Source organism: Mesorhizobium sp. M0587, assembly GCF_040320945.1.
In the GTDB taxonomy this organism is placed as follows: domain Bacteria; phylum Pseudomonadota; class Alphaproteobacteria; order Rhizobiales; family Rhizobiaceae; genus Mesorhizobium.
In genome coordinates, this window is sequence record NZ_JAMYQP010000046.1 from 13,004 (window position 1) to 36,270 (window position 23,267).

At 64.2% G+C, this 23,267-nt stretch carries 20 protein-coding genes; 5 read left to right on the forward strand and 15 right to left on the reverse strand.

The features are described 5' to 3' along the window. Nucleotides 1-209: 209 nt before the first annotated feature. Nucleotides 210-1,085 carry an ATP-binding protein gene (locus NKI49_RS28650; protein WP_352607081.1) on the forward strand — a complete coding sequence of 292 codons (876 nt, stop codon included), beginning with the start codon at nt 210-212 and terminating at the stop codon, nt 1,083-1,085. Nucleotides 1,086-1,711: 626 nt separating this feature from the next. Here the strand turns inward: NKI49_RS28650 and NKI49_RS28655 are convergent. The 13 genes from NKI49_RS28655 to NKI49_RS28715 all read right to left on the reverse strand — a co-directional run bounded on the left by NKI49_RS28655 (nt 1,712) and on the right by NKI49_RS28715 (nt 17,990). Further along, nucleotides 1,712-3,244: a peptidoglycan DD-metalloendopeptidase family protein gene (locus tag NKI49_RS28655; protein ID WP_352607079.1), complete on the reverse strand. Its 1,533-nt coding sequence runs from the start codon at nt 3,242-3,244 to the stop codon at nt 1,712-1,714. A 178-nt stretch (nt 3,245-3,422) separates the two neighbouring features. After that, nucleotides 3,423-4,076 (reverse strand): protein-L-isoaspartate(D-aspartate) O-methyltransferase, encoded by a 654-nt coding sequence (locus tag NKI49_RS28660; protein ID WP_352607077.1) that lies wholly within the window; start codon nt 4,074-4,076, stop codon nt 3,423-3,425. Then, entirely contained in the window at nt 4,073-4,831 is a 759-nt protein-coding gene (surE, locus tag NKI49_RS28665) for a 5'/3'-nucleotidase SurE (protein WP_352607075.1), read from the reverse strand. The genes NKI49_RS28660 and surE overlap by 4 nt, the downstream gene beginning before the upstream one ends. A 64-nt stretch (nt 4,832-4,895) precedes the next feature. After that, on the reverse strand, nt 4,896-6,203 hold the full coding sequence (gene serS, locus NKI49_RS28670) for a serine--tRNA ligase (RefSeq protein ID WP_352607073.1): 1,308 nt from the start codon (nt 6,201-6,203) through the stop codon (nt 4,896-4,898). Between the two features lie 372 nt (nt 6,204-6,575). Next, nucleotides 6,576-7,439: a twin-arginine translocase subunit TatC gene (gene tatC / locus NKI49_RS28675; protein ID WP_352607071.1), complete on the reverse strand. Its 864-nt coding sequence runs from the start codon at nt 7,437-7,439 to the stop codon at nt 6,576-6,578. Continuing rightward, nucleotides 7,436-8,209, reverse strand: coding sequence for a Sec-independent protein translocase protein TatB (gene tatB / locus NKI49_RS28680; protein ID WP_352607069.1), 774 nt, complete (start codon nt 8,207-8,209; stop codon nt 7,436-7,438). The genes tatC and tatB overlap by 4 nt, the downstream gene beginning before the upstream one ends. Before the next feature lie 30 nt (nt 8,210-8,239). Further along, entirely contained in the window at nt 8,240-8,461 is a 222-nt protein-coding gene (locus tag NKI49_RS28685) for a twin-arginine translocase TatA/TatE family subunit (RefSeq protein ID WP_027024888.1), read from the reverse strand. Between the two features lie 179 nt (nt 8,462-8,640). Beyond that, on the reverse strand, nt 8,641-9,396 hold the full coding sequence (gene scpB / locus NKI49_RS28690; protein ID WP_352607066.1) for an SMC-Scp complex subunit ScpB: 756 nt from the start codon (nt 9,394-9,396) through the stop codon (nt 8,641-8,643). Continuing rightward, nucleotides 9,393-10,193 carry a segregation and condensation protein A gene (locus tag NKI49_RS28695; protein ID WP_352607108.1) on the reverse strand — a complete coding sequence of 267 codons (801 nt, stop codon included), beginning with the start codon at nt 10,191-10,193 and terminating at the stop codon, nt 9,393-9,395. Before NKI49_RS28695 ends, scpB begins: the two co-directional genes overlap by 4 nt. Nucleotides 10,194-10,254: 61 nt before the next feature. Continuing rightward, on the reverse strand, nt 10,255-11,274 hold the full coding sequence (nagZ, locus tag NKI49_RS28700; RefSeq protein WP_352607064.1) for a beta-N-acetylhexosaminidase: 1,020 nt from the start codon (nt 11,272-11,274) through the stop codon (nt 10,255-10,257). A 132-nt stretch (nt 11,275-11,406) separates the two neighbouring features. Then, nucleotides 11,407-14,853, reverse strand: coding sequence for an SPOR domain-containing protein (locus NKI49_RS28705; protein ID WP_352607062.1), 3,447 nt, complete (start codon nt 14,851-14,853; stop codon nt 11,407-11,409). Nucleotides 14,854-14,956: 103 nt separating this feature from the next. Beyond that, nucleotides 14,957-16,714, reverse strand: a complete 1,758-nt coding sequence (argS, locus tag NKI49_RS28710; protein ID WP_352607060.1) for an arginine--tRNA ligase — start codon at nt 16,712-16,714, stop codon at nt 14,957-14,959. Nucleotides 16,715-16,775: 61 nt separating this feature from the next. Then, the gene (locus NKI49_RS28715; RefSeq protein ID WP_352607059.1) at nt 16,776-17,990 is read right to left on the reverse strand and encodes a deoxyguanosinetriphosphate triphosphohydrolase; all 1,215 of its coding nucleotides are present in this window, start codon (nt 17,988-17,990) and stop codon (nt 16,776-16,778) included. 88 nt (nt 17,991-18,078) lie between these two features. On the opposite strand from NKI49_RS28715, the gene erpA reads away from it, so the two are divergent. The 4 genes from erpA (at nt 18,079) to NKI49_RS28735 (ending at nt 20,036) form a co-directional block, all read left to right on the forward strand. Further along, nucleotides 18,079-18,426 (forward strand): iron-sulfur cluster insertion protein ErpA, encoded by a 348-nt coding sequence (gene erpA, locus NKI49_RS28720; protein ID WP_352607057.1) that lies wholly within the window; start codon nt 18,079-18,081, stop codon nt 18,424-18,426. Between the two features lie 2 nt (nt 18,427-18,428). Further along, nucleotides 18,429-18,824, forward strand: a complete 396-nt coding sequence (locus NKI49_RS28725; protein ID WP_352607055.1) for a VOC family protein — start codon at nt 18,429-18,431, stop codon at nt 18,822-18,824. Between the two features lie 17 nt (nt 18,825-18,841). Beyond that, nucleotides 18,842-19,636, forward strand: a complete 795-nt coding sequence (xth, locus tag NKI49_RS28730; RefSeq protein ID WP_352607053.1) for an exodeoxyribonuclease III — start codon at nt 18,842-18,844, stop codon at nt 19,634-19,636. A gap of 82 nt (nt 19,637-19,718) precedes the next feature. Further along, a complete protein-coding gene (locus NKI49_RS28735) occupies nt 19,719-20,036 on the forward strand; it encodes a hypothetical protein (protein ID WP_352607051.1) in 318 nt (105 codons plus the stop codon). Between the two features lie 321 nt (nt 20,037-20,357). Here NKI49_RS28735 and NKI49_RS28740 read toward each other — a convergent pair whose 3' ends face one another. Beyond that, nucleotides 20,358-21,197, reverse strand: coding sequence for a tetratricopeptide repeat protein (locus NKI49_RS28740; RefSeq protein WP_352607049.1), 840 nt, complete (start codon nt 21,195-21,197; stop codon nt 20,358-20,360). After that, complete coding sequence (gene ilvD / locus NKI49_RS28745) at nt 21,184-22,908, reverse strand: dihydroxy-acid dehydratase (protein ID WP_352607047.1); 1,725 nt, start codon at nt 22,906-22,908, stop codon at nt 21,184-21,186. The genes NKI49_RS28740 and ilvD overlap by 14 nt, the downstream gene beginning before the upstream one ends. Nucleotides 22,909-23,267 lie beyond the last annotated feature (359 nt).

Below are 23,267 nucleotides of genomic sequence, written 5' to 3' on the forward strand. Positions count from 1 at the left end.
CCGGAATATAGTCGGTAAAGTTGTCAATGCAACTGCGCTGCCCAGCAAATCGGCAGCTTTTCCGGCCTGTTTGCGCGTGTTAGAGCATGACCGCCAAAAGCGCGAGCCGGTTTTGCGAAAAGATCACGCTCGAACAAACAGTTGGAACCGGTTTCGAACCTGACGGAACCGGATGGGTCCATACTTCAAACGCGAAGACAAAGCCAGACATGACCGACAGCACCCTCGATGCTTTGAACCAGAAACTCGACCGCCTGATCGAGGCGGTCGGCCGCCTCGCCCCGCCGCCGGTACCCGAGACCGACCTTGGCGAGGCCGATTGCTTCGTCTGGCAGGCCGATCCGGGCTATCTGGAGCCGGTGCACAAGGTCAACCGCGTCGACATCGGGCTGATCCGGGGCGTCGACCGCGTGCGCGACATCCTCGTCGACAACACCGAGCGCTTCGCCGCCGGCCACCCGGCCAACAACGTGCTGTTGTGGGGCGCGCGCGGCATGGGCAAATCGTCGCTGGTCAAAGCCGTGCATGCCGAGATCAACGCCAAGGCCAAGTCCGACCTGCCCTTGAAGCTGATCGAGATCCACCGCGAGGACATCGACACGCTGCCCAAGCTGATGGGGCTGCTCAAGGCAGCCCCCTACCGCTTCATCCTGTTTTGCGACGACCTCTCCTTCGATCATGACGACACCTCCTACAAATCGCTGAAGGCCGCGCTCGAAGGCGGCGTCGAGGGCCGCCCGGCCAACGTTATCTTCTACGCCACCTCGAACCGCCGCCATCTGTTGCCGCGCGATATGATCGACAATGAGCGCTCCACCGCCATCAACCCGTCCGAGGCCGTCGAGGAAAAAGTCTCGCTGTCCGATCGTTTCGGCCTGTGGCTCGGCTTCCACAAATGCTCGCAGGACGACTATCTCGACATGGTCAACGGCTACGCCAGCCATCACGGCCTTGCCGTCGACCCCGAGCAACTGCGCGCCGAAGCGTTGGAATGGGCGACCACGCGCGGCAGCCGCTCCGGCCGCGTCGCCTGGCAATTCACCCAGGACCTCGCCGGCCGGCTTGGAAAGCCGCTGAAGGATTAGGCGCAGGCCTGTCTTGCGCTTTAATGACAGCCGATCTCCCCATCTCACGGGCCTTCGGAGCGCCGCGACGCTCCTATGTCACGGCAGGATCCTAGGGTCTGCGCCGCGTCGCTTTCGCTCCTTGCTCCGCCCTAGGATGACGAAGGCGTGGAGGGCCTGAGGCTAATCGTGGGCGGTGGATTTTGGCATCGTTTGGAGTTTGGCATCAGTTTGGAGTTTGGCATCAATGGTAGTCGGCAACCTTCGACATTGGCCGAAAACATCTCTCCCGTCGTCATCCTAGGGCGAAGCAAGGAGCGAAAGCGACGCGGCGCAGACCCTAGGATCCTGTGCCGTGACCCCTGCCGAGAAATACAGCGAATGAGGAGGCGCTCCGTATGCCCGAACTCCGAGATGCTACGATCCCTCAGAGTTGATGACCACGCGATGTGTGTTTTCGCCAATCGCCAAGACATGCAGTTCGGCAACGCAAGCACATCAGACCCCAGTCAAAGGGTCGAATATCCGAAACTGCAAGATGCCAAACTGAAAAAGCCCGCTCCTTGCGGAACGGGCTGAGCCGGCGGGCCGGACTGGAGGTCAGACGGCCCGCAATCGCTTTTTTTGTTCTATTCGAGATAGCCCGGCTATTCGAGATAACCTGACGGATCGACCGGAGCCGAATTCTTGCGCACTTCGAAGTGCAGCTTCGGCGAGTCCGTCGTGCCGCTCATGCCAGACAGCGCGATCTCCTGGCCGCGCTTGACCTTCTGGCCGCGCTGCACCTCGATCGAGCTGGCATGGCCGTAGACCGTGACCAGGCCGTTCTCGTGTCGCACCAGCACCGTGTTGCCGAATTCCTTGAGGCCGTCGCCGGCATAGATGACGACGCCGTTCTCGGCCGCCTTGACCGGTGTGCCCGCGGGTACGGCGATATCGACGCCGTCCTTGCCCGAGCCGAAGCCGGAGATCACGCGGCCGCGCACCGGCCAGCGCATCTTGCCGATGCCGGTGGCGTCAGGCGCGACGGCGTCGTCGTCCTCGGCCTGCTGGATGACCTTCGTGTCCTTCTTCGGCGGCGTGTAGGACGCCAGCGTTTCCGACGGCGTGGCCTTCGCGGGCGGCTGCGTGGTGGCCGTGGTCACCGGATCGACCTTCGCCGGCTTGGCGGCGGCGACCGTCGCGGTTCCGCCGGCCGGCACCTTCAGGGTCTGGCCGATCTTGAGCAACCCGTCCTGCATGCCGTTGGCCTGCTTCAGCGCAACGACGCCGACGCCGGTCTTCCTGGCGATCGAGGAAAGCGAATCGCCCGACTGGACCGTGTAGGTGCCAGCGGCACTGGTGGCCTTGGCGGCGGCGACTTGCGGTGCGGGCTTGGGCTCCTTCGGCTGGTTCGCGGCGGCGGACGCGCCGGCCTGAGCGGACTTGCCTTCCTTAGGCTTGGGCTGCTGCGGCAGCACGGCAACCTTCTCCGGCGCGGTCGCCGGCAGGTCGTGCTTGCCATCCTTCGCCGGCTTGGCGTCTGCCACCGTCGGCTCGGCCTTGCTCGAATAGCCATAGGCCGGGATGACCAGTTTCTGCCCGGACCGCAGCCCCTTGGTCGCGCTCAGGCCGTTCACCTTCATGATGACGTCGGCCGGCACCTTGTAGTGCTGCGCCAGGCCCGAAATGGTCTCGCCGTCCCGGACCACGATCTCGGTGGCGTGCGCCGTTCCCGTCGCCATTTTCGGCGCATCGGGCTGGGCTTCCTTGAACGGCTTGGCCGCGGGAGCCACCGTGCCGGTCGTCGTCCGGTCGACATGAGGCGCCGGACGCACCAGGGCCGGGGCCGATGCGGTGCGGACCGGATTGGCCGCGGGGGCAAGTGCGGGAGCCGGTTGCGCCTGGGCGACGGGCGGAGGCAGCGGCCGCGACGACACCGGCTCGAGGCTGGAACGGGCGACAGATTGTGTATTGGCGCCATCGAGCGGAGCGGCCGCGACATCGCCCGGATAGGGCTGCACGGCGTCCTGCTTGTTGATGATGGTACGCTGATTGTTGGTCGAGGAGGTAAAGACGTCGTCGACGCTGTTGAACCGCGAGGCCTGGGAACTGCACCCCGCCGCGGCGCCCGCAATCATGAGAACGGCGCAGCCCCGCGCCAGATTGCGACTATTTGCCTTCAAAACACTGAATTGCATCGCACTAACCCGCACAAACGCTGAACCAACTGGACAGGATTAAAGCGCGTTAATGTTACTGGTCGGTTAACCCCTTAGAATCAGACGCAAATTTTCTTAAAATATTTCGGGCCGCCGGGCGGTGCATATCCTGAGGCCGAATTGGCCCGCACGGCGATCGCGCGCGGACGGGCGAAATCTACAGGACGGACGCCAGGCTGCGCAGAATCGGCTGCAGCCGAACCAGGCCGATATCCTCCCGCTCGAAACGGCTGCCGACCTTGGTGAGCTTGGCCAGCACCTGCTCGCCCTCCTCCGGGCCGATCGGCGCGATGACGATGCCGCCGCTCGACAATTGGTCGAGCAGGAAGCGCGGCAGGTTGTCGAACGCGGCCCAGGCGACGATGCGATCGAACGGCCCGTCATTCGGCAGGCCGTTGGAGCCATCCGCCTGGCGCGCGATGGCATTGCCGATACCGAGCGCCTCGAACCGCTGCCTGGCCTGTTCAACGAGCGTCTTATAACGGTCGATGGTGACGACCCGCGCCGCCAGCCGCGACATCACCGCGGCCGTATAGCCGGACCCGGTGCCGATCTCCAGCACGCGGTTTCCCGCCTCGATGGCAAGGGCCGCGATGACCGCCGCCTGCATGTCGGCGCCTTCGATCGCCTCGCCGCATTCGATCGGCAGCATCCGGTCCGACCAGGCGATGGGGTGGAACTGGGCGGTCAGGAAGCCGCGCCGTGGCGTCGCCTCGAATGCCGCGATCAGCGGCTTCGGCACCGTTCCCCTGCCGCGCAGGCGCAGCAGAAAAGCGGCGAAACCTTCGCGGTCATCGATTGGCAGGTTCATGCAAGCGCCTTGCTCAGTTGGTCACGGATTTCATGCGCGGTAAGGTCGAGCTGCAACGGCGTCACCGACACCAGCCGGTTGCGCAAGGCGTGGAGATCGGTGCCTTGCTTGCCCTCGACCGGCTCGCGGCCGAAGCGCAGCCAGTAGTAAGGCAGGCCGCGTCCGTCGCGGCGCTCGTCGACCCACAGGCTGTGCACGAGCTTGCCTTGCGAAGTGACCACGGTGCCGGCGACCTCTTCGGGAAGGCAGTTGGGAAAATTGACGTTGAGCAGCACGCCGTCGGGCAGCGGCGCAGCGACGAGTTTCTTGAGCAGCGCCGGCGCCAGCGCCTCGGTCGTCTCGTAAGGGACGACGCGGTCCTCGCCGACAGTGCTGTAGCCCTGGCTGAGCGCGATCGACCTGATACCGAGCAGCGCGCCTTCCATGGCGCCGGCGACGGTTCCCGAATAGGTGACGTCGTCGGCGATGTTGGCGCCGGAATTGATGCCCGACAGGATCAGGTCGGGCGCGCCGGGCAGGATCCTCTTCACGCCCATGATGACGCAGTCGGTCGGCGTGCCGCGCACGGCAAAGTGTTTTTCGCCAATTTTCCTGAGGCGCAGCGGCTCCGAGATCGACAGCGAGTGCGCGTAGCCGGACTGATCCTGCTCCGGCGCCACCACCCAGACATCGTCGGACAGCGTGCGCGCGACGCGTTCGAGCGAGGCCAGGCCCTCGGCATGAATGCCGTCGTCATTGGTCAGGAGAATGCGCATGAAGCCGCCTTCGCATGTTCGGATTGACGGCAGTTCTCCAAGGAATGCGACACTGCCAAGCTTGTCACTTCGATGATTCGATCTTTTCCAGACCGCCCATGTAAGGCCGCAGCACTTCAGGAATGGTTACGCTGCCATCCTCATTCTGGTAGTTTTCGATGACGGCAATAAGTGCGCGCCCGACGGCGGTGCCCGAGCCGTTCAGCGTATGGACGAAACGGTTGCCCTTGCCGTCCTTGTCCTTGTAGCGGGCGTCCATGCGCCTGGCCTGGAAATCGCCGCAGACCGAGCAGGACGAGATTTCGCGATAGGCGTTCTGGCCGGGCAGCCAGACTTCGATGTCATAGGTCTTGCGCGCGCCAAACCCCATGTCGCCGGTGCACAGCACCATGGTGCGGAACGGCAGGCCGAGCCGCTTCAAGACTTCCTCGGCGCATTGCGTCATCCGCTCGTGTTCGGCGAGCGAGGATTCCTGGTCGGTGATCGACACCAGCTCGACCTTGTAGAACTGATGCTGGCGCAGCATGCCGCGCGTGTCGCGCCCCGCCGAACCGGCTTCCGAACGGAAGCACGGCGTCAGCGCGGTGTAGCGAAGCGGCAGTTTTTCATGCGCGGTGATTTCTTCGCGCACCAGATTGGTGAGCGGGACCTCGGCGGTGGGGATCAGGCCAAGCCTGCCCTCCCCGTGCGCCATGAAAAACAGATCCTCCTCGAATTTCGGCAACTGCCCGGTGCCGAACAGGACGTCGTCCTTGACCATCAACGGCGGAATGATCTCCTCGTAGCCATGCTCGGTGGTGTGCAGGTCGAGCATGAACTGGCCGATCGCGCGTTCCATCCGGGCCAACCCGCTCTTCAGCACGGTAAAGCGCGAGCCGGACAGCTTTGCCGCCCGCTCGAAATCCATCATCCCGAGCGCTTCGCCGATCTCGAAATGCTCCTTCACCCAGTTCGGCCGCGCCGGCACCTTGCCGACAATGTGCTTGACCACATTGTCATGTTCGTCCTTGCCGACCGGCACGTCGTCGAACGGCACATTGGGCAGCACCGCCAGCGCGTCGTTCAGCGCCTTGTCGAGCTCACGTTCGCGCGCCTCGCCGTCCTGGATGAAGGTTTTTATCTCGCCGACCTCGGCCTTGAGCTTTTCGGCAAGCGCGGCATCGCCCGAGCGCATGGCATTGCCGATCTCCTTGGAGGCGGCGTTGCGGCGTTCCTGCTTGGACTGCAGCTCGGTGACATGTTCGCGCCGCGCCTCGTCCCTGGCGATTAGATCATCGACGGTGGACTGCGCCTCACCGGCCGACCAGGAGCGCTTTGCCAGCGCCTCGACAAGGGCCTTCGGGTTGTCGCGAATCCATTTGATGTCAAGCATGGTCTGAAAGCTCCTGCGGTAGCGTGCCGCCCAAAAGCGCGCGGTGGTTTGCGCGCTACGATATGCTCAAGAATAAAGCCTGAAACGCATCGCCGGTTTCGCGATGCGTTTCAGGCCAGACGGGGTAAACCGCATCTCTGATCGATGCAAGATCGGGCTTGGTCACGGCACGGTCGCGAGCTCGCTTTCGACCAGTGAAGGATAGTGCGACGGCCCGAAACAAAAAACCCGCCTTGGCGGCGGGTCGCTGGCGCGAATCTGCACCATAGATAAATATCTACCATAGCTGCACTCACCTGTCAAGAAAAAATTCCTATTCTTGCCATGTGCCGGTCCGGACCCGGCGACCCCTGACGGGAGCCGCGTCCTCGCCTATGTGGACGATACGTCCGCCGGCTTTTCGGCCACTTCTTCCTCGGCCTGCTGCTTCTCCCGCGCCACGCGCTCGCGCTCCTGGCTGCGCTCGATCAGCCGCGCCGACCAGATGGCGACCTCGTAGAGCAGGATGGTCGGGATGGCGAGACCGATCTGGCTCATCGGATCGGGCGGCGTCAGCACAGCGGCGACGACGAAGGCGATGACAATCGCCCATTTGCGCTTCTCGGCCAGCGCCTTGGACGACAGCATGCCGACGCGCGTCATCAGGCTGGTCACCACCGGCAGCTGGAACACCAGGCCGAAGGAGAAGATCAGCGTCATGATCAGGCTGAGATATTCCGACACTTTCGGCAGCAGCGAAATCTGCACCTGCTCGTCGGTGCCCGACTGCTGCATGGCGAGGAAGAACCACATCACCATCGGCGTGAAGAAGAAGTAGACCAGCGAAGCGCCCATCAGGAACAGGATAGGCGACGCGATCAGGAACGGCAGGAAGGCGTTTCGCTCGTTCTTGTAGAGGCCGGGCGCGATGAATTTGTAGATCTGCGTGGCGATCAGCGGAAAGGCGATGACCATGCCGCCGAACATGGCGAGCTTGACCTGGGTGAAGAAGAATTCCTGCGGCGCGGTGTAGATCAGCTCGACCTTGTGCGGATCGAGCCCAGCCCACTGCGTTGCCCACCTGAATGGCACCACCAAAAGGTTGAACAGCTTCTTGGCGAAGAAGAAACAGACCAGGAAAGCGACGAAGAAGCCGCCGAGCGACCAGATCAGCCGCCGGCGCAACTCGATGAGGTGCTCCATCAGCGGCGCCGACGACTTTTCGATCTCGTCTTTTTCCTTGTCCGAAACGCTCACTTTGCAGCTCCCGCCGGCTTCTTCGCCGAGGCCGGTCTCTTCGCCACGGCAGGCTTGGGCTCTGCTTTCGCCGCTGTCTTTGTAGCGACCGTCTTGGCCGAAGCGGTCTTCTCAGGCTTTGCCGCCGCTATCGCCTCCGTCTTGGGCGCAGGTGATTTGGACACAGGCGCGGCCTTCGCGGCTTTCGGCGGCGCGGAAATTTTCGCGCCATTGGCCGAAGCCTTGGCCGGTGCTTTTGCCACCGGTGCGTTTTTGGCTTTCTTCGCCGAAGACGTCGCCGCTGCCGGCTCGGCAGAAACTGACGACGCCACCACCGATTCATCGGTCATGGCCGGAAACGTTGCCGGGGCAGCCGGTCCGGCCTCGGGTCCGCTGAGGTCAGCCGCTGTCGCCGCGCCGTTTTTCAACGGTTCGGCCGCTTGCGGGGTCGAGGCAGCGGGCGCTGCCGTATCGACAGCCGGCTTCGGCTTCATCACCGCGTCGACGCCGGCGCGCACGTCGGTCGCCGCCTGCTCGAACGGATTCAGCTGCTTCCTGATCTCGGCAACCGGGCTGAGGCCCCTGAGTTCGTCGACCGACTTCTTGACGTCGTCGAGCTCGGCTTCCTTCAGCGCCTCGTTGAACTGTTTCTGGAAATCGGCCGCCATGGTGCGCAGCTTCGCCGCCGTGCGGCCGAACGTGCGCAGCATATTGGGCAGATCCTTCGGCCCGACGACCACGATCATGACGATCGCGATCACCAGCATTTCGGTCCAGCCGACTTCAAACATGGCAATCTGTTCCGACTAGAACCTTACGGCTCAGCTCTTGCTGGCCTTTTCCTTCGCGGCCGAAACGGTCTCGTCGGCACGGTGCTCGACGGTGCGCTTGTCGTCGGCGGTGTCGTCGTCGGCCATGCCCTTCTTGAAGCTCTTGATGCCCTTGGCCATGTCGCCCATCAGCTCGGGGATCTTGCCGCGGCCGAACACCAGAAGCACGATCACCAGCACGATCATCCAGTGCCAAATCGAAAATGAACCCATAACAAATCTCTCTCGAACGTTTTCCCTGGCGATGATCTATGCGCTTTCGCGGTGGGATTCAAACACAACTGCGACAGAGTTTATGAAAGGCTGCGCGATGTCACGCTTTTTCGACGCGTCGGCCCGCTACCAATCGGCGCATCCACGGTCAGCCGGCGTCCTTTGACGGAAGCCGGCGGTCAATCATCCGTAACGCGCGGCGTCAGCAGGCCGAGTTCCTCGAGGTCGATATCGGTCAGCGGATCCTCGTCCTCGGTCAGCGCGTCGGGGTCGGCCGGCGGCTGCGGGATGGAAAAATTCGACGGCATGCGGCCAGAAAGCAGGCCGGCCCCCTTGAGCTCCTCCATGCCGGGAAGATCGCGGATTTCCTCCAGCGCGAAATGATCAAGGAAGGTTTCAGTGGTGCCATAGGTAACAGGGCGTCCCGGCGTTTTGCGGCGGCCGCGCATGCGTACCCACTCCGTCTCCAAGAGCGTGTCGAGCGTGCCTTTCGAGGTCTCGACGCCGCGGATGTCCTCGATCTCGGCGCGCGTCACCGGCTGGTGATAGGCGATGATCGCCAGCACTTCGAGCGCCGCCCGCGACAGCTTGCGTTGCTGCACCGTGTCGCGGCTCATCACGAAGGCAAGGTCGCCGGCTGTGCGGAACGCCCAGGCATCGCCGACATGCACCAGATTAACGCCGCGCCGCGCATAGATCTGCTGCAGCTCGGCCATGGCGAGGCCGACATTGATGCCGTCGGGCAGGCGCGCGGCGAGCTGCTTTTCGCTGACTGGCTCAGTGCTGGCGAACACGATCGCCTCGGCCATGCGCACGGCTTCCGCCATATGCAGCCGCTCGGCCGGGTTCTGGGCGGGAGTCTGGTCAAGCCCGCCCTCCTCCGGCTCGTCGTCCACCTTGAACGGGATAACCGAAGCGTTGGCGCGTTCGCTCATGATGCCACCTCGACTGCCTTGATTGCCTGTGCGCGGCCGCGCAGGTAGATCGGTGCGAACACTTCGTCCTGCCGCACGTCCATCTTGCCTTCGCGCACCAGTTCCAGTGTCGCCGCGAACGAACTGGCGATCGCCGTGCGACGCTCTTCCGGGCTGGTCATGTACCCGATCAGAAAGCTCTCCAGGGCCGTCCAGTCGCGCAGCGACCCAACCAGCCGGGTCAGGATGTCGCGCGCGTCCTTGAGCGACCAGACACCGCGCCTGGCGATCGTCACATTGGTGATCGCCTGCTTCTGCCGCTGCTGGGCATAGGCGGTCAGGAGATCGTAGAGCGACGCCGAATAGGCGTTGCGCTTCTCGATGATGACCATTTCCGGCATGCCGCGCGCGAACACGTCGCGGCCGAGCCGGTTGCGATTGACGAGACGCGCCGCCGCATCGCGCATCGCTTCCAGCCGCTTCAGCCGGAATTGCAGCACCGCCGCCAGTTCCTCGCCGCTTTCGCCCTCCTCGCCTGGCTGCTTGGGGATCAGCAGCTTCGATTTGAGGAAGGCCAGCCACGCCGCCATCACCAGATAGTCGGCCGCGAGCTCGAGGCGCAGCGTTCTCGCCGTCTCGACGAAAGCCAGATACTGCTCGGCCAACGCCAGAATGGAAATGCGCGCCAGGTCGACCTTCTGGTTGCGGGCAAGATGCAGCAGAAGGTCGAGCGGACCTTCGAAGCCGTCGACATCGACGACCAGCGACGGATCGCCAGTCAGCCGTGAATCGTCGTTTTCGGCCCACAGGCGGTCCATCGGCGCGGCCTTCGCGACCTTCTGGTCCAATGCTTCCGCCACGTTGCTTTCTTCCCCTTGGTCAGGCCACCGCGTCGAAATAGGTGGCGAATTCGGCGCGTATCTCGGTCTCTTCGGCCGCGTCGCTTTTGCTAATATAGGTCATCGCCCGTTTTGCCCGCTCCAGCGACTTGCCTTCAAGCCCCGTGGTGCGCGACGCGATACCGGCCATCTCCTCGAAAACGCCGTTGCAGTGAAGGACCAGATCGCAGCCCGCCGCAAGGATCGAGGCCGCCTTTGTCGGGAAATCCCCAGAAAGTGCCTTCATCGAGGTGTCGTCGCTCATCAGCAGCCCATCGAAGCCGATGTCGCGGCGGATGATCTCGTCGATGACCTTGCCGGAAGTCGTCGCCGGGTTCTTCGGGTCGATCGCGCTGTAGACGACATGCGCCGTCATCGCCATCGGCAGATGGTTGAGCTCCCGGAACGGGGCAAAGTCGTGACGCTGCAGATCGCCGAGCGAAGCGTCGACCGTCGGCAACTCGAAATGCGTGTCGGCAAAAGCCCTGCCATGGCCCGGAATGTGCTTCATGACGGGCAGCACCCCGCCCGCTATCAGCCCCTCGGCAGCGGCGCGCCCTAGTTCGATGACCGGACGCGGGTCCTTGCCGTAGGCGCGCGCGCCGATGACGTCGCTGGCGCCTTCGATCGGCACGTCGAGCACCGGCAGGCAATCCGCCGTGATGCCGTAGCGCAGCAGGTCGAAGGCGTGCAGCCGCGCCATAAGCCAGGCGGCGCGGGCTCCGGCGTCGTGATCGTCGCGCCACAGCGCGCCGAGAGCGCCGCCGGCCGGATAGTTCGGCGCCAGTGGCGGACGCAGGCGTTGCACCCGGCCGCCTTCCTGGTCGATGAACACCAGCGCGTCCGGTCGGCCGATACAGTCGCGCATTTCGGCGACAAGATCGCGGATCTGTTCGGTCTCGCCGATGTTGCGGGCGAACAGGATGAAGGCCCAGGGACATTCATTGCGATAGAAACTGATTTCTTCGCGGGTGAGCGATTTCCCGGCACAGCCGAGGATCATGGATTTTGATTCGGTCATGCCAGGAGTCTAAGGCTTCCCGCGATCAAAGGGAATCGCCCCGATCACATGAGGTCGAACGCGGAATCCGCTTCCCCATGAAAAAAGCCGGCGTGGTCCAGGACCGCGCCGGCTGATCGATTGGATGAGTTGCTAGCGCGAAACGAAGCAGTTGCCGCCGGCGGCCTTGTAGCTGGTGCACAGGTTGATGGCATCGTTGCGCGACTGGGCCGGAACGCGGACCCGGTAGAACGTGCCCTTGCCGGAGATCTCTGCCTTGACGATGTTGGCGGTGCGACCCGAAAGCACGCTGCCATAGCGGCGCTGCAGATCCTGATAGGTCGACTGGGCGCTTTCCACCGTCGGCTGCGAAGCGATCTGCATCGACCACGAACCACCGCCGGCGGCTGGCGTTGCCGGATCGATGGACGCGACCTGGTCGGGCTTGACCTCGCCGACGACGTCGACCGGCTGGTCGGACGGGCGCTGCGGCGCGAGCGGAACCCTGGCCGGCGTGTTGGACGATTGAGCCTTGGCTTCCTTCGCGGGCTTGGCGGCGGCCACGGGCTTGAGCGCCGGCTCGTCATCCGCCTGCGCGGCGGCGGGCGCCACCGTGCCGGTCTGGTCGGCATTGGCCTGTGCCCCGTCGGCCTGCGCGGCAGGCGCGACATGCTGCGGCGCCGGATCGACCGGCTCCGTGGCGGCAACCTGCTGCGCGGCAGGTGCCGGATCCTCGCGCGGCACCAGCGAACCGTCCGACTTGACCACCATGGTCCTCACCTTGCGTGGTGCAACCGCGACGCCATCGGCATCGGTGCCCTTGTCGGCATCCTGCAGCACCTGCGCGATGCGATCCTCGGATTTGGGCGCGGGCGCCGCATTGTCGGCTGGCGCGGCGCTGGCGGCCTGCGCGGCGTTGCCGTCATCCGCTCCGCCGATGGCCGTGCCCTGTTCAGGCGCAAGATCGACGACGCGAGCCGGATCCTTCGCCGCGACGTCCACGGGCTCTTCGACATTGGTGACGAGCTTTTGCTGGACCGCTTCGGCGGGCTTCGCGCCCTTGACCACCGCGTCATAGACCTTGTTGTCCTGGTTCGGCACCACGGCGCCGCCCGGATTTTCCGGCTTGATCTTGATCGGCGCATTGTCGGCCTTGACGATCACCGGCGCTTCGCTGCCGCCCTTGCCGCCGAAGGACAGCGCGAAGGCACCGATCCCGCCCGCGACCGCCACGGCAGCGACAATCGCGGCAATGAACAGGCCACGCCCCCGCGAAGGTCTCGCGGCCGCGCGCTCGCCGAGACCCGGAACGGTCATAGCCTCGTTCAGTTCGGGATCGTAGTCGAGTTCGTCGACGGTGAAATCGTCCGCCTCCGGCTGGCTGCCGGGCAGGCTATCGAGGTCGAAGCCTGCGGCATCGGCATAACCCGTGGGCGCGGCCGCGCGGGCCGACATTGCCGCCGGCCGTGCCGCGTAGCTCCGTGCTTCCGGCTGATAGGTTGGCTTGGGCTCCTCATAACCCGGATTGAGCCCCTCATATCCCGGATTGAGCCCCTCATAGCCCGGATTGAGCGCCGCGTAGCCCGGATTGGCCGGCTCATATCCCGGATTGAATCCATCATGGCTTGGCTTGAATCCGGTATTGTAGGATTCATCGGCATAGGCGGCGCTGCTCGCCGGCGCGGGAGCGACCTCCACGGAATTCATCTCGGTGAGAAGGCTGGCGAACTCGGCGTCGAGGTCGTCATAACCGGGCGCGGCAGGCTCGTCTTCCTCGAAATGCAGTTCGGGAATGTCGAGATCGTCCGCCAGCGCTACGACGCGCTCCGGCACGTCGACAGTCTCGACATCGGGCATGTCTTCGTAGCGCGCCGGCTGTTGCGCCTGCGGTACGAATGCGGGGGCTTCATAAGCAGGCGCGGCCGGTTCGGCCGAACGGTAGGACGGCACGGCAGCCACTTCCGGCGCCGCGCTCCTGGCAAGGCTCGGCTGCGCGGCGAATGCCGGCTGCTGCGGAACCGGCGTCACGCGGCTCCACGAACGGGCCGGCTCCGCGGGCGTGGAGCGTTCCGCCAGCCAATCGAGGGAATCATCCTGATCCTGCCGGGAAGCCTCGTCATCACGCGGATCGAGGCTCTTGGCCAATGCCGCGTCGAACGCATCATCGTCGAAATCGACATCGTCCTGTCCGGCGGCGTGCGCGCCAGCATCCTGGCCCCGACGTTCATCGTCCTGGTCCTGAAGTTCATAGGCCTGCGGATTGTCGAAATCGGCATCGGCCGCCTGGGTCGCATCGGCGTGATGCGGCTCCTCGGCTGGTTCATCGAGATCCCATTCGAGGTCCGCGGCCGGAACGGCCGGCTCTTCCGCGATCTCTGCCGTTGCAGCAGCGGCAGCCGGCTGAGCTTCGGCCGGCTGAGCGACGGCCGGTTGGACCGTGACGGGCTCCCTGGCCACGGGCGCAGGGCGCGCGGTCATGGCGCCAAGCAGCGCGCTCAACTCGTCTTCCAGGCTCCGTTCATCCTCCACGGGGGCCTGCACCGGTTCGGCCGCGAGGGCCACCGGCTGGGCGGGAGCGGCGGCGATCTCGGTGACCGGCTCTTCGGCCGTCTGCACAAACTGGTCGTCGAAATTCAGATCGAACGCATCATCCGACACGGCTTCCGGGCTGGACGTCTCTTCCCGCGCGGTGTCGGCGAGCACTTCGTGCGCTTCCGGCCAGTCGAAGGCCTGCGGCTCTTCCGCCTGACCGTCGAAATCCGCCTGAATATCGAGATCCATGTCGACATCGGCCATGGCGTCGTCTGAGCGACCGCCAAAATCCTCTTCGGCAATCGGCTGGGCGTCATCCGCGGCGGAGGCCTGCTCGACCTCGTTATATTCGACCGCGGTTGCGGCCACGGGATGCTGCTCCGCCGAATGGCCGTCGAGCGTCAGCTCGTCTTCGAGCGAGATCGCATCGTCGAACTCATGATCGGAGGCAGGCTCGATGGCAACCGGCGCCTCGGCAACGGCGTGCTGGGCTTCGCTCGCTTCTTCCTCGATCTGGAATCCCTGATCGAGCGACGCGGCCAGCTCGTCCTCCATCGGTTGATCGTCCTCGAACGGCGAAACGTCTTCGAGCGAACTGGCGGCGGCATTGTCGAAATCGACGTCGAAGGCGGGTTCGACGGATGGCGCGACTTCCGCGGCATCTGAATGCAAATGGCTGGCGGCGATCGCGTGATCACCGGCTTCGGCCATGTCGGCTTCGGCCGTGTCGACATCAGCCATGTCCAGATCGAAATCGTCGTCGAGCGACAGCGCCAGATCGTCATCCGCCGCGCTGGCGGCAACCGTTTCGGACGCCGGCTCCTCGGCAACCGAAGCGGCGTCGCCGTAGCGAGCGTCGAAATCGCCCATCAGTTCCTTTTCGAGGTCGATGTCGAAATCGCCTTCTTCCGCCGACCGAACGTCAGCGATGGCCTTGGGCTGGGCGGGCGCCTGCGGCCTGACCGGCTGGCGCGGGTCGAATCCCATGATCCTGGTCAGTTCCGCGAACGGATCGTCGTCGGCGATGTCGTTGTTATCGGCTGCTCTCAGCTGGGTTCTGTCTGCCATTATTGTTCCCGAACTCGCACTCAGTCGGACGCCATGGACGTCGCGCAGGGTTGGCCCTTACCAGCGCAATGTGGGCAAAAGGTGACAGGTTTTTTAGTCAAACCTAACGCATTTCGGTGGGCGCGGCGGCTCCGATCAACGTCAGGCCGGACGTCAGAACGTCCGAAACAGCCTGCACCAGCCCTAGTCTGGCATGCGTCAATTCTCGGTCGTTAACCTTAACAAAACGTAAGTCCGGATTATCCGTGCCGCGGTTCCAGTGTCCGTGGAAACTGGAAGCCAAGTCGTAGAGGTAGAATGCCAGCCTGTGCGGCTCGAGCGCAAGGGCTGCCGACTCGATCAGGCGCGGATATTCGGCGAGCTTGCGGATCAGGCCGATCTCGCCTTCGTCGGTCAGCAATGACACCGCCGCCGCCAGGCTGTTACGGTCGAAATTCGCCTCGCCCAACTGCTCGCTTGCCTGCCGGAACACCGAATGGCAGCGCGCCGAGGCATACTGCACATAGAATACCGGATTGTCCTTGGACTGTTCGGTCACCTTGGCAAAGTCGAAATCGAGCGGCGCGTCGCTCTTGCGGTAGAGCATCATGAAGCGGACCGGGTCGCGCCCGACCTCTTCCACCACCTCGCGCAGCGTCACGAAATCGCCTGATCGTTTCGACATGCGCACCGGCTCGCCTTCGCGAAACAGCTTGACCAGGTTGCACAGCAGGACGGTGAGCTTCACCTCGTTGCCGGCAATGGCCCGCGCCAGCGCTTCCAGCCGCTTGACATAGCCGCCATGGTCGGCGCCGAGCACATAGATCAGGTCGACGAAGCCGCGATCGACCTTGTCCTTGAGGTAGGCGACGTCTGCGGCGAAATAGGTGAACGAGCCATCCGACTTGACCAGCGCCCGGTCCATGTCGTCGCCGACCGCGGTCGAGCGGAACAGCGTCTGTTCGCGGTCTTCCCAGTCATCCGGCTTCTCTCCCTTGGGCGGCGGCAGCTTGCCCTTGTAGATATGGCCCTTCAGCGTCAGGTCGCTGATCGCGGAACGGATCTTCCTTGCGTTGTCGGCATGCAGCGTGCGTTCGGAGAAGAACACGTCGTGATGCACATTGAGCAGCGCCAGGTCCTCGCGGATCATCGCCATCATCGCATCGATGGTGCGGTCCTTGACGATGGCCAGCGCCTCGTCCTCCGGCATCTGGAGCAGCGAATGGCCAAACTCCTTGGCCAGCGCCTGGCCGACCGGAACCAGATAGTCGCCGGGATAAAGCCCGGCCGGAATCTCGCCGATATCCTCGCCAAGCGCCTGGCGGTAACGCAGCACGACCGAGCGGCCGAGCACGTCGATCTGCGAACCGGCATCGTTGATGACATATTCCTTGGTCACGTCGTAGCCGGCGAAGGCCATCAGATTGGCAAGCGCATCGCCGACCACCGCGCCACGGCAGTGGCCAACATGCATCGGCCCCGTCGGGTTGGCCGAGACATATTCGACATTGGTTTTCCGGCCAGCCCCGATCGTCGAGCGGCCGTAATTGCGGCCTTCACCGAGAAGCGCGGTCAAATGCGCCTGCCAGAAGCCGTCCTTCAGCCTGAGATTGACGAAGCCCGGGCCGGCGACGTCAGCGGCGGCGACATCCCTGTCGTCGCGCAGGGCCAGCGCCAGTCTCTCGGCGAGCGCGCGCGGGTTGTGGCCGGTCGGCTTGGCCAGCACCATCGCCGCATTCGTCGCCAGGTCGCCATGGCTGGCGTCGCGCGGCGGCTCGACGGCGATGCGCGACAGGTCGGGCGAACCGCCATTTCCGTCTTTCAGGTCAAGCGCTTCGACGGCCTTTATGACTCGCGCGGTGAAATCGGCGAAGATGTTCATGGGTGTTGCTCTGGCGGCTTGCATCGAATCCGGCTCGCTGGCCGGCAAAATCGAGCCCGCCCTAGCTCAAATCCGGGGTGCGGTCAAACAAACGCCGGTGTTCCTTGAGCGCGTAGGTGTCGGTCATGCCGGCCAGGAAATCGGCAACGCTGCGCGCCTTGATGCGATCGTCGGCCCGATCCAGCCCCTCGCGCCAGCCATCCGGCATAGCGCGCGGATCGGCGAAATAGACGTCGAACAGGTCCCTGACGATCTGCTCGGCATCGGCGCGCACCCGCATCACCTCTTCGTGCCGGTAGAGATGCTTGTAGAGGAAAGCCTTCAGTTCCTTCTCGGCCACGGCCATTTCGGCGGAGAAAGTGACCATCGTCTCGCCCGCCGCCCTCACCGCATCGGCGCTCCGCGGCTTGACGCGCGCCAGATTGGCGGTCGCGCGGACGATGACGTCCTCGACCATGGCGGTGATCTGCCGGCGCATCAGTTCGTGGCCGGTGCGCACGTCGTCGAGCCTGGGATAGCGCGCCCGCACGCCGTCCAGGATCTTTCCGGGCAGCGAAACCGCCTCCAGCATGTCCAGCGTCAGCAGCCCTGCCCTCAGGCCGTCGTCGATGTCGTGGGTGTTGTAGGCGATATCGTCGGCGATCGCCGCGCATTGCGCCTCGATGCCGGCAAACCGGTCCAGTTCAAGGTCGTGCAGCTGCGAGTAGTCGCGGATCGCCTGCGGCACCGGCCCTTTCAGGCCCTTGCCTTTGGCGTCCGTCAGTGGCCCATTGTGCTTGACTAGGCCTTCCAGCGTTTCCCAGGTCAGATTGAGCCCGTCGAATTCGGCATAGCGGGCCTCCAGCCTCGTTACGATGCGCAGCGATTGTGCGTTGTGGTCGAAGCCGCCCCAGGCCTTCATTTTCTCGTTGAGCGCGTCCTCGCCGGTGTGGCCGAAGGGCGTGTGGCCGAAATCATGCACCAGCGCTACCGCCTCGGCCAGATCCTCGTCGCCGCGCAGCGCCCTGGCCAGGGCGCGCGCGATCTGCGCCACCTCGATCGAATGCGTCAGCCGGGTCCGATAGTGATCGCCTTCATGGGCGATGAAGACCTGAGTCTTGTGCTTCAGCCGCCGGAAGGCCGTCGAATGGATGATGCGGTCGCGGTCGCGCTGGAACGGCGTGCGGGTCGGGCTTTCCACTTCATCGAACAGCCGGCCGCGCGAGCACGCAGGATCGGTGGCATAGGCCGCGCGCGGCCGGTAGCCAAATCCGATGTCGCCCAACTCGTTGGTCATGATCGATGCCGCAGCTTAACGTGATCTGGTTGACTTGGCCCCTCGCGCTTCATACCTATCATGTGAAACCGAAAGCAAGGTGACGCCCATGGGCGCTGATGCCAAGACTGCCATGAAAGTCGACATGACCGAAGCCGCCGCAAGGCGGATCGCCAAGATCATTTCGGGCGAGGCCGGCAAGACCGCGCTGCGCGTTTCGGTCGAAGGCGGCGGCTGCTCCGGCTTTTCCTACAAGTTCGATCTCGTCGACACCCGCAATGACGACGATGTCGCCATCGAGAAGGATGGCGCCACGGTGCTGATCGACGATTTGTCGCTGGTCTATATGGGCGGCTCGGTGATCGACTTCGTCGACGATTTGATGGGCCAGTCCTTCCAGATCCGCAATCCGAATGCCGTCGCCTCCTGCGGCTGCGGCACGAGCTTCTCCATCTAGAAATGCCTGCAATCGGCGCGGTCCGTCAGATCGCGCTGTCGGCCGGGCGCGACCTCGACGCAACGCTGGCCTTCTGGCGCGACGTGCTCGGCATGAATGTGCATGCGCGCTTCGACCCGCCCGGCATCGCCTTCATCATGGCCGGTGATGTCAGGCTGCTGTTCACCGACGGCATACCGGCGGGAACGGTCTATCTCGACATAACAGGCCTCGACGACTTCCATGCCTCGGCGACCGCCGCCGGCGTCCCCTTCACCGCGCCGCCGACGCTGGTCCATCGCGATGCCGAGGGCCTGTTCGGTCCGGCGGGGGAAAGCGAATGGATGGCCTTTATAAAGGATCCGGCAGGCAATACGATCGGACTCGTCGAACGCCATCCGCCACAAGAACCCCACTGAACAGCATCGAGACCGTCATGAAAATCGTCACCTGGAACATCAACGGCGTGCGCGCCCGCATCGGCAATCTTACCCACTGGCTGACCGAGAGCGCGCCCGACATCGCCTGTCTGCAGGAGATCAAGACGGTCGACGACCAGTTCCCGCGCGCCGAGATCGAGGCGCTTGGCTACAATGTCGAAACCTATGGCCAGAAAGGCTTCAACGGCGTCGCCATCCTGTCGAAACTGCGCTTCGACGAGGTTATCAGAGGCCTGCCCGGCGACGACGCCGACGAGCAAGCGCGGTTCATGGAAGGCGTGTTCTCGACCGACAAGGGCGCGCTCCGCGTCGCCTCGCTCTACCTGCCGAACGGCAATCCGGTCGACGACGAGAAGAAGTTCTCCTTCAAGCTGAACTGGATGGCGCGGCTGGAGCGGTGGGCGCAGGAGCGGCTCAGCCTCGAAGAGGCGCTGGTGCTGGCCGGGGACTACAACGTCATTCCCGAACCGGTCGACGCGCGGTTTCCGGAGAACTGGCTGGGCGACGCGCTGTTCCAGCCACAGACGCGGCAGGCCTTCCGCCGGCTGCTCAATCTCGGTTTCACCGAGGCCGTGCGCGCCGTCACCGACGCGCCGGACACCTACACGTTCTGGGACTACCAGGCCGGCGCCTGGCAGAAGAACAACGGCATCCGCATCGATCATCTGCTGCTGTCGCCGGAGGCCGCCAACCGATTCTCGTCGGCTTCGATCGAAAAGCATGTGCGCGCCTGGGAAAAGCCATCCGACCACGTGCCGGTGGCGATCGATCTCGCGCTCCAGCCGGCCTGACGGAGAGCCTCCGTCCCGACGCCGGACGCCGAACGCGCTGAACCTCATATCGCCACATTCCGGCGCATGATGGGAGATCATCATGGCGGCCGGGGTTCCCATGACCATCCGAATTGTTCTTTGTCCGATCGGCGTGGCATTCGCCATCGCCGCGATCGCACCGGCCTTTGCCGCCCCGGAATGTCTCGCCAACGGAAAATCGTTCCAGATCGGCCAGGTCGCCTGCCTGACGATTGCCGACCAGAGCCACCTCGCCCGCTGCGACATGGTGCTCAACAACACCTCATGGACAAAGGTCGGGAATAGCTGTCCGGAAAACACGCTGGCGCCGCATCCGCACATGACGCCGATCTCGACACCAGCGCCAAGCATGGTGCCGACCGAGCCGACCGAGAACTGATTTTGGGGTAGGTGCTGGGCCGATACTTTCCTGACGCTTTGGCTGCCCCTCATCGCCCTGCCGGGCACTTCTCCCCGTATAGTGACGGGGAGAAGTGAGCTGTGTCCGACGATTTCGCCAACTACCAGCGTTGCAGAATGAGTGCCAAAGTCGCGGACTGCGTCTTCTCCCCGTCACTATACGGGGAGAAGGTGGCGGCAGCCGGATGAGGGGCGGCGCTACGCTTCCAATTTACAAGAACCCAAAACACTGCGGAGCAGGTCTCTGTCCTGCCGGACATCTCCCCCACGAGGGGGGAGATCGGCAGTTCGACCGGCGGCGCTACTGGTCCGCGGTGCCGCCCTTGGTGAGAATGTCGTCGGCCAGCGAGATGGCGGTGCGGCGGTCGGCTTCGCCGGCGGCGGCGAAGGCCTCTTCCTGCATGCCGCGGATCCAGGGCTGATCGGAAGGCGATGCGCGTTCGAGCGCTGCCGTCATCATCGCCAGGCCGCGAACGATCTTGCCGCTCTGGAACAGCAGATGGCCGAGCGTCGCCTGCGCGCCGGCATGGCCTTTCTCGGCGGCGAGTTGGAACCAGCGCCCGGCCTGCTTGACGCTGGCCTTGACGCCGCCCTCACCCTTCAGGAACATCTGCCCCATCTCGAACTGGGCGTTGGGATTGCGGTAGTTGGCGGCGGCGCGCATGTAATATTCCTGGGCCGCCACCTCGTTTTCGGCGACCGGGCTGCCTGGAATGCCCTTGCGCAGATAATCGCCAAGCGCCACCAGCGCGTCGGAAACGTAGCTTTCCTCGGGCGAGCCGGGCTCGACATCCTGGTCGACGATCTCCGAGAAGAACTTGAACGCCTCGTAATCGTCGCGCGCCACGCCGTCGCCCTCGGCATACATGCGGGCAAGCTTCCAGGTGGCGCCGATCTGGCCGTTTTCAGCGGCGTATTTGTAGGCCTCGGCGGCCTGTTCCTTGTGTCCGTTCTTGTAGGCGGAGAAGCCGAACTGGAACACCGCCCATGGGCTCGACTGCGGCTTCACGCCGGTCTTGTCGTCGAACACCTTGTCGTCGAAGGCCATGGCCTGGCCCACGGCGCCAAAGGTCGCGCCAAAAGTGGCGAGCACGACCAGTGCCGAAAGGACAGACGACTTCAACAACTCAGATGTCCGCATAGCAGTGTGTTTCTTTCGCACCGCCCGGATGGGTGACCGCGCCGTCGCGGGCAGACCCGACCGTCTGTGCGTATTTCCATATCGCGCCCGACTGATAGTCGGTCGTGCGCGCCTTCCATGTCTTTGCCCTCGCCGCCAGTTCGGCCTCGGATAACGCCACGTCGATCGTTCCGTTCACCGCATCGATCGAAATCACGTCGCCGTTCCGGAGCAGCCCGATCGGGCCGCCGACCGCCGCTTCCGGCCCGACATGGCCGATGCAGAAGCCGCGCGTCGCGCCCGAGAAACGGCCATCGGTGATCAGCGCCACCTTGCCGCCCATGCCCTGGCCGTAAAGGGCCGCCGTCGTCGACAGCATCTCGCGCATGCCCGGGCCGCCGCGCGGTCCTTCGTAGCGAATGACGAGAACCTCGCCTTCCCGGTAGTTGCGCTGCGTCACCGCCTCGAAACATTCCTCTTCCGAATCGAAGCAGCGCGCCGGACCGGAGAATTTCAACTCCGTCATGCCCGCGACTTTCACGATCGCGCCTTCGGGGGCGAGGTTTCCCTTCAACCCCACGACACCGCCGGTTTGGGTAATAGGTCTGTTGGCCGGGCGGACCACATCCTGATCTTCATTCCAGGCAACGTGCTCCATGTTTTCGGCCAAAGTGCGGCCAGTCACGGTCAGGCAGTCGCCATGCAGATAGCCGTGGTCGAGCAGCGTCTTCATCAGGAGCGGAATGCCGCCGGCCTCGAACATGTCCTTCGCGACATATTTGCCGCCCGGCTTGAGGTCGGCGATGTAAGGCGTCTTCTCGAAGATCTTCGCCACGTCGAACAGGTCGAACTTGATCCCGGCCTCATGCGCGATGGCCGGCAGATGCAGCGCTGCGTTGGTCGAGCCGCCGGTGGCGGAGACAACGGTCGCTGCATTCTCCAGCGCCTTCAGCGTGACGATGTCTCGCGGGCGGATGTTTCTCTCGATCAGCTCCATGATTTTTTCGCCGGAGGCGAAATTGAATCGGTCGCGCATCTCGTAAGGCGCCGGCGCGCCGCAGGAATAGGGCAGCGCCAGGCCGATCGCCTCGGCCACCGTGGCCATCGTGTTGGCGGTGAACTGGGCGCCGCAGGAGCCGGCGGACGGACAGGCGGCCTGCTCGATTTCAAGCAGTTCGGTATCGCCGATCGTGCCGACCGAGTGCTGGCCGACCGCCTCGAACACATCCTGCACGGTGATCTGGCGGCCGCGATAGCTGCCGGGCAGGATCGAACCGCCATAGATGAAGATCGACGGCACGTTGAGCCGCACCATGGCCATCATCATGCCGGGCAGCGACTTGTCACAGCCGGCGAGCCCGACCAGCGCGTCGTAGCAATGGCCGCGCATGGTGAGTTCGACCGAATCGGCGATGACCTCGCGCGATACCAGCGACGACTTCATTCCCTGGTGGCCCATGGCGATGCCGTCGGTAACGGTGATGGTGCAGAATTCGCGCGGCGTGCCGTTGGCGGCGGCGACCCCCTTCTTGACCACCTGCGCCTGGCGCATCAGCGAGATGTTGCAAGGCGCGGCCTCGTTCCAGCACGATGCGACGCCGACCAGCGGCTGCGCGATCTCGGCCGCCGACAGGCCCATGGCATAGAGATAGGAACGGTGCGGCGCACGTGCCGGACCGACGGTCACATGGCGGCTAGGGAGCTTAGCCTTGGAGATGACTCTGGCGTTCATACTCTTCCTTGCCGCATCTTCCCTGCAAATGGGGCGGTGCGGCCTACCCCATCGCCGAGCCTTTTGGCGCGTGTCCTGAGACAGGATCGAGGTGCGCCGGGTTTATGGCGGGAAATGGGCAATTTCCTCGGCCCGGCTTCCAGCGCAGGGGTTGTCCAGAAAGTGTTGCCAAAACGTCACAATCGCAGGAGGCGGCAACAGTGCGGCTCATATGCAATGCTGCTTGAACGACCGGCTAGCCGATGTTGCCGGCTCAAATCGGGATAGGGGGGAACCTCGCGGTTCCTCCCCTCCCACACCACCTTGCATACGGGTCCGTACAGGGCGGTTCGGTTGGTTATGCGGCTTTGGCCGGCGCA

Excerpts from the sequence above, each read along its gene's own strand:
- surE (WP_352607075.1), bottom strand. The coding sequence starts at position 4,831 with ATGCGCATTCTCCTGACCAATGACGACGGCATTCATGCCGAGGGCCTG.
- NKI49_RS28685 (WP_027024888.1), bottom strand. The coding sequence starts at position 8,461 with ATGGGTTCATTTTCGATTTGGCACTGGATGATCGTGCTGGTGATCGTG.
- scpB (WP_352607066.1), bottom strand. The coding sequence starts at position 9,396 with ATGAGCGAACGCGCCAACGCTTCGGTTATCCCGTTCAAGGTGGACGAC.
- NKI49_RS28735 (WP_352607051.1), top strand. The coding sequence starts at position 19,719 with ATGGCGGCCGGGGTTCCCATGACCATCCGAATTGTTCTTTGTCCGATC.
- erpA (WP_352607057.1), top strand. The coding sequence starts at position 18,079 with ATGGGCGCTGATGCCAAGACTGCCATGAAAGTCGACATGACCGAAGCC.
- serS (WP_352607073.1), bottom strand. The coding sequence starts at position 6,203 with ATGCTTGACATCAAATGGATTCGCGACAACCCGAAGGCCCTTGTCGAG.
- NKI49_RS28660 (WP_352607077.1), bottom strand. The coding sequence starts at position 4,076 with ATGAACCTGCCAATCGATGACCGCGAAGGTTTCGCCGCTTTTCTGCTG.
- NKI49_RS28705 (WP_352607062.1), bottom strand. The coding sequence starts at position 14,853 with ATGGCAGACAGAACCCAGCTGAGAGCAGCCGATAACAACGACATCGCC.
- NKI49_RS28725 (WP_352607055.1), top strand. The coding sequence starts at position 18,429 with ATGCCTGCAATCGGCGCGGTCCGTCAGATCGCGCTGTCGGCCGGGCGC.
- NKI49_RS28715 (WP_352607059.1), bottom strand. The coding sequence starts at position 17,990 with ATGACCAACGAGTTGGGCGACATCGGATTTGGCTACCGGCCGCGCGCG.
- xth (WP_352607053.1), top strand. The coding sequence starts at position 18,842 with ATGAAAATCGTCACCTGGAACATCAACGGCGTGCGCGCCCGCATCGGC.
- nagZ (WP_352607064.1), bottom strand. The coding sequence starts at position 11,274 with ATGACCGAATCAAAATCCATGATCCTCGGCTGTGCCGGGAAATCGCTC.
- ilvD (WP_352607047.1), bottom strand. The coding sequence starts at position 22,908 with ATGAACGCCAGAGTCATCTCCAAGGCTAAGCTCCCTAGCCGCCATGTG.
- NKI49_RS28740 (WP_352607049.1), bottom strand. The coding sequence starts at position 21,197 with ATGCGGACATCTGAGTTGTTGAAGTCGTCTGTCCTTTCGGCACTGGTC.
- NKI49_RS28650 (WP_352607081.1), top strand. The coding sequence starts at position 210 with ATGACCGACAGCACCCTCGATGCTTTGAACCAGAAACTCGACCGCCTG.
- argS (WP_352607060.1), bottom strand. The coding sequence starts at position 16,714 with ATGAACATCTTCGCCGATTTCACCGCGCGAGTCATAAAGGCCGTCGAA.
- NKI49_RS28655 (WP_352607079.1), bottom strand. The coding sequence starts at position 3,244 with ATGCAATTCAGTGTTTTGAAGGCAAATAGTCGCAATCTGGCGCGGGGC.
- tatB (WP_352607069.1), bottom strand. The coding sequence starts at position 8,209 with ATGTTTGAAGTCGGCTGGACCGAAATGCTGGTGATCGCGATCGTCATG.
- NKI49_RS28695 (WP_352607108.1), bottom strand. The coding sequence starts at position 10,193 with ATGGACCGCCTGTGGGCCGAAAACGACGATTCACGGCTGACTGGCGAT.